This is a genomic window from Planococcus halocryophilus (assembly GCF_001687585.2).
Taxonomy (GTDB): Bacteria; Bacillota; Bacilli; order Bacillales_A; family Planococcaceae; genus Planococcus; species Planococcus halocryophilus.
The window spans coordinates 996600-1010420 of the sequence record NZ_CP016537.2 but is presented as its reverse complement, the minus strand read 5'-3'; the positions used below and the strand labels follow the sequence as shown (position 1 = coordinate 1010420).

Annotated in this window: 14 protein-coding genes; 6 read left to right on the top strand and 8 right to left on the bottom strand. The window is 40.4% G+C overall.

Annotation, left to right across the window (positions count from 1 at the left end):
* A complete protein-coding gene (locus tag BBI08_RS04985) occupies positions 1–1701 on the bottom strand; it encodes a phospho-sugar mutase (protein ID WP_065527806.1) in 1701 nt (566 codons plus the stop codon).
* A 202-nt stretch (positions 1702–1903) separates the two neighbouring features.
* Positions 1904–3448, bottom strand: coding sequence for a carbon-nitrogen hydrolase family protein (locus tag BBI08_RS04980; protein ID WP_008495983.1), 1545 nt, complete (start codon positions 3446–3448; stop codon positions 1904–1906).
* 132 nt (positions 3449–3580) lie between these two features.
* Here BBI08_RS04980 and BBI08_RS04975 point away from each other — a divergent pair, with 132 nt between their 5' ends.
* From BBI08_RS04975 to BBI08_RS04965, 3 genes are read left to right on the top strand one after another with little or no spacing between them, the layout of a single operon-like run.
* Positions 3581–4006 (top strand): disulfide oxidoreductase, encoded by a 426-nt coding sequence (locus tag BBI08_RS04975; protein ID WP_008495982.1) that lies wholly within the window; start codon positions 3581–3583, stop codon positions 4004–4006.
* A gap of 1 nt (position 4007) precedes the next feature.
* Positions 4008–4478, top strand: a complete 471-nt coding sequence (locus BBI08_RS04970; protein ID WP_065527805.1) for a thioredoxin family protein — start codon at positions 4008–4010, stop codon at positions 4476–4478.
* A gap of 54 nt (positions 4479–4532) precedes the next feature.
* On the top strand, positions 4533–5378 hold the full coding sequence (locus BBI08_RS04965; protein ID WP_008495980.1) for an RluA family pseudouridine synthase: 846 nt from the start codon (positions 4533–4535) through the stop codon (positions 5376–5378).
* Positions 5379–5521: 143 nt separating this feature from the next.
* Here the strand turns inward: BBI08_RS04965 and BBI08_RS04960 are convergent, their stop codons facing one another.
* The gene (locus BBI08_RS04960; protein ID WP_065527804.1) at positions 5522–6352 is read right to left on the bottom strand and encodes an aldo/keto reductase; all 831 of its coding nucleotides are present in this window, start codon (positions 6350–6352) and stop codon (positions 5522–5524) included.
* Positions 6353–6503: 151 nt separating this feature from the next.
* Here BBI08_RS04960 and BBI08_RS04955 point away from each other — a divergent pair, with 151 nt between their 5' ends.
* Complete coding sequence (locus BBI08_RS04955) at positions 6504–7805, top strand: NCS2 family permease (protein ID WP_008495978.1); 1302 nt, start codon at positions 6504–6506, stop codon at positions 7803–7805.
* 41 nt (positions 7806–7846) lie between these two features.
* Here the strand turns inward: BBI08_RS04955 and BBI08_RS04950 are convergent, their stop codons facing one another.
* The 3 genes from BBI08_RS04950 to queG form a co-directional block, all read right to left on the bottom strand.
* On the bottom strand, positions 7847–8149 hold the full coding sequence (locus BBI08_RS04950) for a hypothetical protein (RefSeq protein ID WP_008495977.1): 303 nt from the start codon (positions 8147–8149) through the stop codon (positions 7847–7849).
* Between the two features lie 309 nt (positions 8150–8458).
* Positions 8459–8932, bottom strand: coding sequence for a tRNA (uridine(34)/cytosine(34)/5-carboxymethylaminomethyluridine(34)-2'-O)-methyltransferase TrmL (gene trmL, locus BBI08_RS04945; RefSeq protein ID WP_040850237.1), 474 nt, complete (start codon positions 8930–8932; stop codon positions 8459–8461).
* Positions 8933–8941: 9 nt separating this feature from the next.
* Positions 8942–10087: a tRNA epoxyqueuosine(34) reductase QueG gene (gene queG, locus BBI08_RS04940; RefSeq protein ID WP_008495975.1), complete on the bottom strand. Its 1146-nt coding sequence runs from the start codon at positions 10085–10087 to the stop codon at positions 8942–8944.
* Positions 10088–10151: 64 nt separating this feature from the next.
* Between queG and BBI08_RS04935 the strand changes: the two genes are divergently transcribed.
* Together BBI08_RS04935 and BBI08_RS04930 are read left to right on the top strand one after the other, a co-directional pair.
* The gene (locus BBI08_RS04935) at positions 10152–10814 is read left to right on the top strand and encodes a B3/B4 domain-containing protein (RefSeq protein ID WP_008495973.1); all 663 of its coding nucleotides are present in this window, start codon (positions 10152–10154) and stop codon (positions 10812–10814) included.
* 173 nt (positions 10815–10987) lie between these two features.
* Positions 10988–12031, top strand: a complete 1044-nt coding sequence (locus BBI08_RS04930; RefSeq protein WP_008495972.1) for a C45 family autoproteolytic acyltransferase/hydrolase — start codon at positions 10988–10990, stop codon at positions 12029–12031.
* A gap of 40 nt (positions 12032–12071) precedes the next feature.
* Here the strand turns inward: BBI08_RS04930 and BBI08_RS04925 are convergent, their stop codons facing one another.
* A complete protein-coding gene (locus BBI08_RS04925) occupies positions 12072–13124 on the bottom strand; it encodes a C45 family autoproteolytic acyltransferase/hydrolase (RefSeq protein WP_008495971.1) in 1053 nt (350 codons plus the stop codon).
* A 158-nt stretch (positions 13125–13282) separates the two neighbouring features.
* Positions 13283–13780, bottom strand: coding sequence for a VOC family protein (locus tag BBI08_RS04920; protein ID WP_008495970.1), 498 nt, complete (start codon positions 13778–13780; stop codon positions 13283–13285).
* Positions 13781–13821: the final 41 nt, after the last annotated feature.

Genomic DNA, 13821 nt, shown 5'->3' with positions numbered 1-13821 from the left:
TTAGCGGTTATTTACTTCTTCAACAAAGGACTCTTTCAGCAACTCCATTTTTTCATCGCTTTCTTGTTGCGTTTCGGCTGTGATGCCGAAATAATACTTTACTTTTGGTTCTGTACCACTTGGACGTACACAGACCCATGAGCCGTCTTCTAAGAAATACTTGATGACATTGGATTGAGGCAAGTCGATTTTTTCGTTAGTGCTTAAAGCAACAAAACTACGGTTTTGCGTTTCATAATCTTCTATTGAAACAACTGGAATTCCAGCAATCGCATCTATCGGCTGTTTGCGCAAGTTCTCAAGCAAGGCAGCAATTTCGCGTGCCCCATCGATGCCTTTTTTCGTAATGGACACGAGCGATTCACGGTACCATCCGAATTTATTATACAATTCGATCAAGACATCATGCAGATTTTTTCCTTGCTTTTTGTAAAAAGCGGCAGCTTCAACAAGCAACAACACCGATTGAACAGCATCTTTGTCTCGTGCGAAATCACGGATCAAATAGCCGTAGCTTTCTTCATATCCGAATAAAAACTCAAATTCCGGATTCTCATCGTTATGTTTTAATTTTTCTCCAATAAATTTAAAGCCGGTTAAAACATCTTCAGAACTTACACCGTAAGATTCTGCGACAACGCGACCAAATTCTGACGTAACGATTGTTTTGAAAATACGACCATTTTCTGGAAGCGTACCTTTTTGTTGTTTTTGACTTAATAAATACTCGATTAAAATAGCTCCTGTTTGGTTACCACTTAACAACTCATAATGGCTACCGCTCCAAACAGCAATTCCAACGCGGTCTCCATCCGGATCAACAGCAATTAATAAATCAGCTCCTGATTTTTCGCCGTATTCTTTTGCTAATTCAAATGCAGAGCCTTCTTCTGGGTTCGGAGATGTGACTGTCGGGAATTCACCATCTGGTTGCATTTGTTCAGTGACATACGTAATTTGATCATAGCCCGCTTTGTCGAGTAGGCGTTTAACTGTCGCACCTGATGCACCATGAAGTGGTGTAAAGACTGCTTGAATTGGACTTGCGGAATGCTCTTGTACCGTTAATGCATTGCTAAGATATGCCTCATCCATTTTTTCATCAATTCGAACAAGCAAAGAGTTGTCGAACTGGTCGTTTTCAATCGACAGTTCGTCTTCAACACGACCAACATAATCAATTACACGATCGGCATCTTCAAGATTTAATTGTGCGCCATCTTCTCCGTACACTTTATAACCGTTGTATTCTGGTGGGTTGTGGCTCGCCGTAATGACAATTCCCATAAATGCATTTAAATAGCGAACACTAAACGATAGTTGGGGTGTCGTTCTTGGTCCACTGTATAAATACGTATGAATCCCGTTTGCTGCAAATGTCCGTGCTGCTTCTTCTGCAAACTCAGGGGACATACGGCGACTGTCATAAGCAATGACCATACCGCGAGACATCGCCAGCTCACCATTTTCTTTTATGTAGTCGGCAATTCCTTGCGAAGCTTTTCGGACCGTATAGACATTCATACGATTAGTGCCGGGCCCGATTTCCCCGCGCATACCTCCAGTACCAAAAACTAAGTCTTGATAAAAGGCATCTTCGGCTGATTTTTCATCTTCTTTTAAAATATTCAATGATTGGCGCGTTTCTTCATCAAGCGCTTGATGATCCAACCAACGTTGAATGCGTTCTTTCCATGACATATGTATTCCTCCATTCATATTGATAATAGTTTACCTACTATCTCTCACCTATTAATAACATTCTACAAGACGCATTCGCTTTCCTTCATAAAACTGGTTGTAAAGTAATTGAAATAAGACGAAAAAGCAATTTTTCAAGATAAATTTCAGTTTACCAAATATCCAGAAGAAAAACCGCCTCCATTTTCGGAAGCGGTTGTCTTTAATCTTTTTTATATTCTACACGATAAACATCGTGACGGCGGTCTTTTAATTGCTTAACCGTACCGTTTTGACGTTGACGACGCAAGATTTCTAAATCGACATCCCCAATCAAGACCATTTCAAGGTTTGGATTGGTTTCTCCGACAATACCGTCACGCGCAAACTCGAAATCGGATGGTGCAAAAATACCGGACTGTGCATATTGGATGTCCATATTTTCAGTTTGTGGCAAGTTGCCAACCGTACCAGAAATAACGGTGTAAATTTGGTTTTCCACAGCACGTGCTTGTGCGCAATAACGAACACGTAAATAGCCTTGACGATCTTCTGTACAGAACGGCGTGAAAATAATATTGGCGCCCATGTCTGTCGCAATACGTGCCAGTTCTGGGAATTCGATATCGTAACAAATTTGGATAGCGATTTTCCCACAATCCGTATCGAAAACGCGAACAGAATCTCCTGCAGAAATCCCCCACCATTTACGCTCATTTGGGGTGATATGAATTTTGTATTGCTTGTCGATCGAACCGTCACGGCGGAATAAATAAGCAATGTTGTAAATTTCATCGTCTTCTTCTTTAACGAAATGAGAACCGCCAATAATATTGATGTTGTAACGGACTGCTAAGTCTGTAAACAACTCGATATATTGTGGCGTGTACTCTGTCAGTTTACGTACAGCTTGACTTGGCGATGGCTCGTTCAAGAACGACATTAACTGCGTCGTGAAAATTTCAGGGAATACGACAAAATCTGAATGTGCATCTGATGCAACATCTACAAAATATTCAACTTGGTTAGCCAAGTCATCGAATGATGTGATGGCACGCATTAAATACTGCACAACACAAATACGAACCGGTAAACTTGTTTTAAAATGACGTTTAGAAATCGGTTTGTAATCAACGTTATTCCATTCCATTAAGGTTGCGTATTTGCCTGACGCTACATCATCTTGCAAGTAGTTCGGATTAATGCGCATCAATTGGAAGTTGTTCATTAACTGGAATGTTAAAACAGGATCATAAATTTTATGACGTGAAACAGAATCTACATACTCACGTGGAGACATTTCATCCGCATGTTTATGGTAATTTGGAATGCGTCCACCGATGATAATCGATTTTAAGTTTAATTCGCGTGCTAGCTCTTTGCGAGCTTCGTATAAACGTTGTCCGACTTTCATCCGGCGGTATTCTGGATGGACCATTACTTCAATTCCATACATATTATAACCATCGGGATTATGATTTGTTATGTAACCAGCATCTGTTACATCATCCCATGTATGGCGGTCATCGTATTCGTCAAAGTTAATAAGTAAACTTGAACATGAACCAATCACTGTGCCATCTAGCTCAGCTACAAGCTGGCCTTGTGGAAAAACGCCTAAATGACTTCTTAATTGTTCTTCTTTCCATGGATCCATACCGGGAAAGCATAAACGCTGCATTTCCAAGATGGGATTTATATCGGCATAAGTCATTTCGCGAATGATCATGCTTTTTTCAAAATGGGATAAATCGAATTGTTCTGACACAGCACAGCTCTCCTTCACAAAAGTTTCATACTTTATTATATCGGATAGTCGCTCAGGTTGATATTATTTTACATGTCTCCTGATTACAATTATAATTCTATGGAAACAATTTTTGAAAAGAGGGGCCACAAAATGACTAAACGCCAGGAAAATGTTTTGCTCTCCATGTGGATTGTAGCGCTTATTGCTACGGCAGGTTCACTTTATTTTTCTGAAATTCGCGGCTATGCTCCGTGCGAACTTTGCTGGATTCAACGCATATTCATGTATCCACTTGTTATTGTTCTCGGCGTCGCTTTTGTCCAGAAAAATGTTCGAATTGCAACGACTGCATTGGTTTTATCAATTATTGGTGGTGGAATCTCCATTTACCACTATAGCTTGCAAAAACTTGATTTCTTAGCGGACACGGCACCTTCATGTGGACTCGTTCCATGTACCGGAGAATACATCAATCTCTTTGGCTTTATCACCATTCCTTTTTTAGCATTGACCGCATTTATTTTAATTGCTGGAATGAGCATTTATTTATTGAAGACCCTTAAGGAGGAAAAGTAAAATGAAAAAATTGTTAATCATCGCAGGAATCGTCGTTGTTGTTTTCGCAGGGATTATTTTATTAACCAACCAAGCGAACGACAGTAAATTGGCGAATAACCCTTATGATACAGACGATTTAAACCAAGCAACCATTGACCAATTAGATGATGAGAATTATCAGAATCTCATTTTGCCTGCCGATTTAGAAAAGAAAATTGCTAGCGGTGAGCCAACTACAGTTTATTTTTACAGCCCACTATGTGGCTATTGCAAAGAAACGACACCTATCTTGATGCCAGTTGCTGAAGATATGGATGTAGACGTGTTGCAGTATAATCTGTTAGAGTATGAAGAAGAAGCTGCACCATACCAGATTGAAGCAACACCAACTTTGGTTCATTATGAAGACGGTAAAGAAGTTTCGCGCTGGGTCGGCGCACAGCCGAAAGAAAATATTGAACTATTTTTCAATGATGTAGTTAAAAAATAACTGACAAAAGGATCATGTGCCTTGCGCATGATCCTTTTTTATGGAGGAAATCAAATGACGTGGAGTTACGAAATTAAAGACGAAGGTATGACCGTAGAAGAATTACTAAGAACTGAATGGGGTCTTGGCAAGAAAGTAGTCCATCAAATGCGTATGGCCAAAAGCGTAAAAAATGATAAATTCCAAGAAGTAATTTGGAAAGAGCCATTACCAAAAGGAACTGTCTTGCAATTTGACTTGCCTCCCGCAGACTCACCTTACGAACCAAAGCACGATGTTGAGCTACCTGTACTTTTTGAAGACGACCACTTTATCGTGGCTCGCAAACCAAAAGGCATGGCGACACACCCGAACGAAGTAGGGCAAACAGACACGTTTATCAATGCTATTCTTGGCCACATAATCCGCAACGGCGGATCATATGGTGAGCATGTACACCGCTTAGACCAAGGAACTTCTGGCTTGTTGATGGTTGCTAAACACCCTGTCGCTAAAAACGTCTTAGACCGCATGTTAGAACAAAAACAATTAGTGCGTGATTACGAAGCTGTTGTAAAAGGCAAAGTTCACAATAAATCTGGCACAATTGATTTCGCAATTGGTCGTGATCGCCATCACCCAACGCGTCGTATGGTTTCACAAACAGGCCAAAGTGCTGTCACTCATTACCGCGTGTTAAAATTAATGGAAGGCAAATCTTTGCTTCATTTAACACTTGAAACAGGACGCACACATCAAATCCGTACACACCTTTCTCATATCGGTCATCCGATTGTTGGAGACACATTATACGACGGACCGCCAACACAAGACGGCGCTTATCATTTACACGCATTCCGCATGTCGTTCATCCACCCTTTCACCAATGAAAAAGTAGTGGTTGAAGATACCGCAAGATAATGAAAAGCTATCCCGAAATGTCATTTCGGGATAGCTTTTTTTAATAGACTGGCTGATTGAAATGGAAGCGGCGACTTCCGCGGGAAAGCGTCCGCTGCAGTGGAAATCAGCCTTTTATAGGTTACCTTACACTACAGAAATTTTTAAACCGTAATGTCATCTGGGTTTGTTCCGCTCCGCCAATCTTGGTTTAGCTCATCAATCATCTTCATTTCTTCTTGCGTTAATGAAAAATCGAATACGTGCGCATTTTCTTGAATACGTGAGGGCTTCACTGATTTTGGAATAACAATCAAATCACTTTGCAAATGCCAGCGAATAATCACTTGTGCAATTGACTTGTTATGTTGTTTTGCGATTTTCGATAATACCGGGTCTTCTAATAGACGGCCTCTTGCAAGTGGCGACCACGAAGTTACGGCAATATCATTTTCCTCACAATAATTCCGCAACGGAACTTGCGTCAACTGTGGATGCAATTCAATTTGATTGACCATTGGTTTGGTATTAGCTGTTGCTAAAATTTTCTCTAGATGGTGCTCATGGTGATTCGAAACGCCGATTGAACGAACTAATTTCTCATCGTAAAGACGCTGAATCGCGCGATACGTATCTACGTACTTTCCTTCAATCGCCCAATGAGTCAAATAAAGATCTAAATAATCAAAGTCTAGACGCTTTAGTGATGCTTCAAATGCACGCAATGTTTCGTCATAACCTTGGTCGGTATTCCAAACTTTTGATGTGATAAATAAGTCTTCACGCTTCACGCCAGAATTTCGAACCGCTTCTCCTACCTCTGCTTCGTTATCGTAAATAGTCGCCGTGTCAATCGCTTTATAGCCTTCTCCAATCGCTGTGATCATCGCTTCGACTGCCGCTTCTTTATCGGTCATTTTGTAAACGCCAAGACCAAAGCGCGGCATTTCGACTCCATTATGTAATTTTTTTGTTGAGTTGATCGTTAAGTCCATCTATCATCATCCTTTCTTGTTTCTATTGTACAAATAATATTAGATTAATTCGACTTTTAGGATTTTGATTCCAGCTCTTGCACTATCTCATTAAAACGAATAATATATATCATGTTGTTTAAAATCGTTCGTGTTTTAGGAGGAGCTTTCTATGTTTCATTTAAAAGAAAATAATACCACGATAAAGACTGAAATCACTGCCGGTATGACGACTTTCTTAACAATGGCTTATATCGTGATTGTCAATCCCGTTATTTTAGGGGCAGCGGGTGTACCGTTTGACCAAGTATTTCTGGCTACCATTATCGCCGCTGCCATCGGAACTTTGTGGATGGCGTTAGCTGCTAATTACCCTATCGCCATCGCACCAGGCATGGGCTTGAACGCTTATTTCACTTCGATGGTTCTCGGTTCAGACGGTGCCATCGACTATGTAACTGCTTTTGCAGCGGTTTTTGTCGCAGGTCTTATTTTTGTTATACTGTCATTAACTTCTTTGAGAAAAGTATTGATTCAAGCCATTCCAGAAAACTTAAAACATGCAATCACAGCGGGAATTGGTTTATTTATCGCTTTTATCGGGATGAGACTGAGTGGATTGATTGTGGCTAATGATGCCAATTTGGTCGGATTAGGTGATCTAACGTCTCCCCCAGTCTCCTTAACTTTGCTTGGATTACTCATTACCGTCATTTTTATGTCCTTAAACATTCACGGTGGTATTTTTTACGGCATGATTATTACTGGTATCGTTGCGTTTTTTACAGGTCAATTAAAATTCAATGCAGGATTGATGAAGCTTCCTTCTTTACCCGAAGGTATCCTTATTTGGAATCCTTTAGAAGCTCTTCAATTAGTTATTGAATTCGGCTTATATGGTGTTGTCTTTTCATTCTTACTTGTTACTTTATTTGATACTACCGGGACCATGATCGGCGTTGCTAAGCAAGCCGGTCTTATGAAAGACAATAAAATGCCGAGAATGCGACAAGCTTTGTTAGCTGATTCGATTGCCGCTACAGCAGGTGCAATGGTTGGGACAAGCCCAACTTCTGCTTATGTAGAATCTTCTGCAGGTGTGGCAGCTGGAGGACGTACTGGTTTGACAAGTTTAACAGTCGCTATTTTGTTTATTATTGCAGCATTTTTCGGGCCTTTGGTTGGCTCTTTATCAAGTGTCGCAGCCATCACAGCACCAGCCCTAATTATAGTTGGGAGTTTAATGATTGGCTCTGTTAAACAAATTGAATGGGAAAAATTCGACGAAGCTTTTCCCGCGTTTTTGATTGTCCTTGCTATGCCATTAACCTCTAGTATTGCGACGGGTATTGCTTTCGGATTTATTTCTTATCCACTGATGAAAGTTTTTAAAGGAAAAGGTAAATCTGTCCATCCGATTCTTTATATCTTTGCTATCTTGTTTGCCATTCAACTGTTAATCGCACCTCATTGATGAATAGATATAAAAAAACCGCCGTTTGGCGGTTTTTTTAGTTATGCGCGATTTCTTGTAAATGTAGCTGACAGTAATAAAACAACTGCGGTGATCAAGTGGAATATCCAGCCTACGCCTGGAATCCAAGCAATGGTACTAGTAATAATTCCGAGAATCGATCCTGCTTTTGGTGCATATTCACGGAAGCAAAAGAACAACGTAATTGCATGAAGCACGAACATGATGCCTAAAGCTGAGTAACCTGTGCTAATGACAAAGCCCCCACCAATTAACGGAATCGCAAGAAATGCTTCAGCAAGTCCTGTAAACCAAAGCAATGCGACAGAAATTTTCATTTTCATATAAATTCATCCTTTCTGTAACTGTTCTTGTCTTCTTTATACGATTGAACGCGGAAAAGGTTTCATTTTTTGCAGACCGTCAGAAATTCTCCACATTTCAATCCATGTTGTATATTTCATTTTTCCCGCTTGTAAGCTATACTAAACAAAGATGCACATTTCAAGGAGGTCATTCTTATGAACTTAATCCTTATTTTAGGTGTTTGTGTTTCGTTCTTAGTAGCTCTTTTTACTGCTGGATACGATGACAAGCCTGGAACAAACGAAAGAGAATAGTGTAAAAGGACAGCGGAATCCGCTGTCCTTTTTTTATTCTAACCCTGGATAATCTTGTTGGCGTAACGCTTCGTACATTAAAATAGCTGCCGTATTTGACAGATTGAGCGAACGGATATTGTCGTTCATCGGAATCCGCAAGCAATGATCCGGATTTTGCTCGATCAATTCTTCTGGCAACCCTTTTGTTTCTTGTCCAAATACAAAGAAATGATCTTTTTCTCTATCGGAATAATCATAAGAAGTATGTGTCTTTGCACCGAACTTCGTAATATAGTAAAACGCTCCGTTTTTGTATCGGTCAAACAATTCTTGCAATCCATCATAATAATGAATATCAATATGCTCCCAATAATCAAGTCCAGCGCGTTTTAGCATTTTATCGTCTGTTGAAAAGCCTAGCGGACGTATCAAGTGCAATTTCACACCTGTTCCTGCGCATGAACGCGCAATATTTCCTGTATTTGCTGGAATCAGCGGTTGGTATAATACAATATGAATAGCCAAATCTTTCACTTATCCTTTCGATCTTTCAGCAAAAAATGCCAATCCTTTTTGAATTTCTTCTTGCACTTCTTCTTCTTTCTCACTTTTTTCTGCTTGCTGCAAAGCAACTAAACCTTCTGCTGTTCCAATTTTACCAATCGCCCATGCCGCGGTTCCTCGTATGACTGGCCGCTCATCACTTTCGAGCAACTGAATCAACACAGGCACAGCAGCCGTTTCTTTAAAATGCGCTAACGCCAAAATGGCATTTCGCTGAATCGGCTTTTTGCCTCGCCACGATCCGGACACATAACCAAACTTATCCTTGAATTCCCTGTTGGAAATCGTTAATAATGGCAACAATAACGGTTTGGCAATTTCGGGGTCCGGTTCAAATTCCGCATGGATTTGATTGGCTTTACGTTTGTTTTTTGGACACACCGTTTGACACGTGTCACAACCATACAACCGGTTACCAATTTTACCACGAAACTCCTCTGGCAAAAATCCTTTTGTTTGCGTCAAAAACGAAATGCAGCGCTGAGCGTTTAATTGCCCACCTTCGACTATCGCCCCAGTCGGACAGCTATCAATGCACAAACGACAATCGCCGCATTGATCTTCCATCGGTTCATCAAACCGAAACGGAATATTGGTTATCATTTCACCTAAATACACATACGAACCAAATTCCGGCGTAATAATATTGGTATTTTTGGCACTCCAGCCAATTCCAGCACGTTCCGCTACTGCACGGTCAGACAGCTCACCGGTATCCACCATTGACCGCATTCGCGCTTCTGGATAACGCGACGCGATAAACGCTTCTAACAGCGCCAGCCTCTCTCTAAGTGCCGCATGGTAGTCTTTGCCCCAAGAAGACCGCGAGAAAATCCCTCGCCGCTCACCTTTAACGCCTTGTGGGGCATCCGTCATCCGTGATGGATAAGCGATAGCGATGGAAATAATGCTAACCGCTTCGTTTAATAATAATTCAGGTCGTGTGCGTTTTTCGACGTCTGATTCTTCAAATCCAGACTGGTAATTTAACTGTTGCTGGCGAATCAATTGATGCTTTAAGCTATAAAAAGGTTCTGCCGAAGCAAAACCGATTTTATCAATTCCGATGTCCGAGGCATACGCAACAAGTTCTTTTTGAAATTGATCAAGATTCATGTCGTAACCCCTCACTCAATTCTATGATACGATAATAAAAACTCCTAATGAAAGGAAGATTGCAATGAAACTGACAATCGATCCTCAAATAAAAGAAACACTAAGTGACTTTAAAATTGGTGTCATTCATTATAACAATATCACCGTTTCCGATTCACCTCAAATGTTAAAAGGCCGTCTCCAGCTTTTTCAAGAGCAATTATACTTCGAGTTGGAAGATAAAGAGTTCACAGATTTTCCTGGCCTGCTCGAATGGCAATTAATTTGGAAAGCATTAGGTGCTGACCCTAGCCGTTACCGCCCATCTGCTGAAGCCTTATACCGCCGTATCAAAAAGCAAAATTATTTATCAGTTGTCGATTCTGCTGTCGACATGAATAGCTTTTTGTCGCTGCAATACGAAATTCCGCTTGGTTTATATGACGCCGATAAAGTTGAAGGCGATATTGAAATTGCAGTCGGGACTAACGCAGACCGCTACGAAGGCTTGAATAATCGCATCAACACCTTAACTGGCATTCTTGTATCCAAAGATGCTCAAGGCGCGTTTGGCAGCCCTTATGTGGATTCTAAACGGACAGCTGTTACGGAACAGACAAAAAATGCAGTACATATCTTCTATCTACGTCCATCAATGGCAAAAGACACAGCTTTGCAGCTTCTCACCGCTGCTTCAAATATGTTCACTGGCATTAACGGCGGAGACGCTGAAATTTATGTAGTGTAATAAACTAAATAAAAAAGCGAATGCTCAAAAATATGCATCCGCTTTTTTTCCCCCGATTTCTCGAAACCTCCTACTTATATCTCCATGTTTTCTCCGTTAGGCATATTCTTTTCCATTCCTGCATGATTGCAGTAAACTCTTCTTACATTGAAAAGTAAAAGAGGGATTCTTACATGAAACGAGTGCATAGCGATATTGTTCAGTTTCGCGGAAGCCATTATGAATTTGGTCGGATGCAAGGAGAATTGCTAAAAGAATCATTGATACTTCCAAACCGCCAAAAGCAAAGAAAAGCTTCTAGCCGCCATTTAATTATTGATGAACAACGCGCAAAAAATATATTATTAACCTTAGCTCCAAGAGTATGGGAAGAAATTAATGGCTTAGCCGACTCTCTCGACTGGTCGATGCATGAGGCGATTCGAGAATTCGGTGGCTATTATTTGGAATACACCCGAAGCGGCTGCTCAATTTATACCGAGTCTGAATTTATGGTACGTAATTACGATAGTTCACCACAAGGGTATGAAGGTCGACTTGCTTTGTATCAACCTACTGATGGAGGTTTTGCGACGATTGGACCGACCATGCAAATTACCGGGCGCACTGATGGGATGAACGAAAAAGGCTTAGTCATGGGCTATAACTTCATTAATCGCCGCAACTCAGAAGATGGGTTTATCTGTAATATGATCGGCCGTTTGATTTTAGAAAACTGTGCGACTATTGATGACGCTGTGGCGTTGCTAGAAGAACTGCCTCATCGCCGCTCTTTTAGTTACGTACTATTAGACCGTACCGGAAAATCAGTAGTAGTCGAAGCATCGCCTCGTTCTGTCGTCGTTCGTGAATCGGCTGTTTCTACTAATCATTTCGAGTTATTAGTTGAAGAAAATCGCTACCAAACCGATGACTCCCGCAGAAGAGAACAGATGATGTTGCAACAACATAAAAAAATCGATGCATACAATGCTTTTCGTCTACTAAATGACTCGGATAAAGGGGTCTTTTCGAAAAAGTACAGCACAGCTTCAGGCACTCTTCACACCGCTTCTTACTTCCAACATAGCTTAAAAGTTGGATTTGCTATCGGTCCAGATCGCCTACCGCTGATGCTAGATTTTGATAAATGGCTGCAAGGTGAACGCTTATATGCCAAACGAATTAATGGAAAAATAGATACACATCTGCCATTTGTTCATATGGCAGAACTTTAAAAAACAAGAGCCAGCATTTAGCTGACTCTTGTTTTTTATTCTACACAAATTGTTTATCAACATGCGCAAAACCAATATCGGTGTCTACCTCTCCATGTATCGATTGAATAGCTAAATCTTCTCCTTGCAACCAGCTATTAAAGTCAAAAACAAACGGTTGTTGATTTCCGCCAAGCGCAAACCAAACCTTTTTTTCTTTCGGTAAATAGGCAGATGTATGAATCGTTCCTGCCCAGCTTTTATAAAGGGTTGAAAAAACACCTTTGTCCGTGTCGTTAAATAAACGGAACGCACTCATCACATCTTTTGTTTGCTGTTCTTGAGTTTGAACCGCTATTAATCGATCAAACGAGTCTTTCAAATAATTACGGTTTTCGTGCTGTTGAATTTCGAAATGATTGGTACAAACATTCCCGATTCGAACATCAACTGCACGTGGGCTTGCTTCAATAATACGTGTTTCTCCACTGGTATCTGTCACAATATAACTAAATGATCCTCGGTGAGGAATTTTCGTCAGTAGTTCTACTGCCTCATTTACCGTAGCACAAGTTTCTAAAATAATACGCCCAATCAAATAACAAACAAAGCCCTCTCCAGGCTTTTTCCGGTGCGTAAAATTATAGCCCATCGCCAAACCTTTCTCATTCATCCCATCCATCCGTCCAAGAATCCGTGATGTTGGTCCGATAATGGCATATCCTCCATCAGTCGGATGAAACAAACTAAAGCGTCCTTCGTACGTTTGAGGGTGGAAATCATAATTCCGAACCATAAAATCTTTTCCAGTCACAATCGAGCAGCCAGAAGGCATCGCGTCAATTCGGTAACCACCAAAGTCACGTATCACTTCTTCCATCGGCAAACCAAGACTCTCTTGTAGTCCCAATAATTCGTCCCATATTCTTGGCGCAAACTCACGATAAGCCTCTTCTGTTTCCTGCACGTTTATTTCAAATCTTGGTCTTTTCGCTTTCCATTGCTTTCTCCGATTATCCAATATCACACTATCTTTTAAAAGTTCCCCTTGCCTCATACCAAAATCATAATGGCTGCCTCTAAATTCTAAAATATCACTATGTATATCTTTCATCAAATTCTCCTTTATACTGCAAAATTACCGAATATGTTTTAGCTTACACATTTCGTATACGAAGTTCAAAACTTTGATTTGAAAAACTCAAGATCCCTAATGTAAAAAATCCCACCTTATGAAATCCATAAGGCAGGAACAGTCACTGCTCTCCACTATTATTCATACGCCCTACGCAATTCATTTAAATCTAATTTCTTCATTTTCAGTAATGCATTTGTTAATCGTTCTACTTTTTTTGCTTCACCATCAATCAGCATATTATTTAATTCGACTGGAATTACTTGCCAAGTAATTCCAAACCGATCCGTTAACCAGCCACACATTTGCGTTTTTTCATCACTGCCTTGGGTTAATTTATCCCAATAATAATCCACTTCCTCTTGAGATTCGCAATTGATGATGAACGAAATTGCTTCGGTATATTGAAACGCTGGGCTCCCATTTAGAGCTAAAAACTCCTGACCTTCAATCTGAAACTCGATTGTCATGACTTTTCCTGCATTGAGACGATGATTTTCATTACCTACACCACTATAATATGTTACTCGTCCGACTTTCGAGTTATTGAAAACCGACGTATAGAACTCTACTGCTTGTTCAGCATTCATATCAAACCATAAATTCGTCGTTATTTTTTGAATGACACGATCCATATTATCCTCCTTCTTTCTACAAAAAAGACAATGGCAATGCA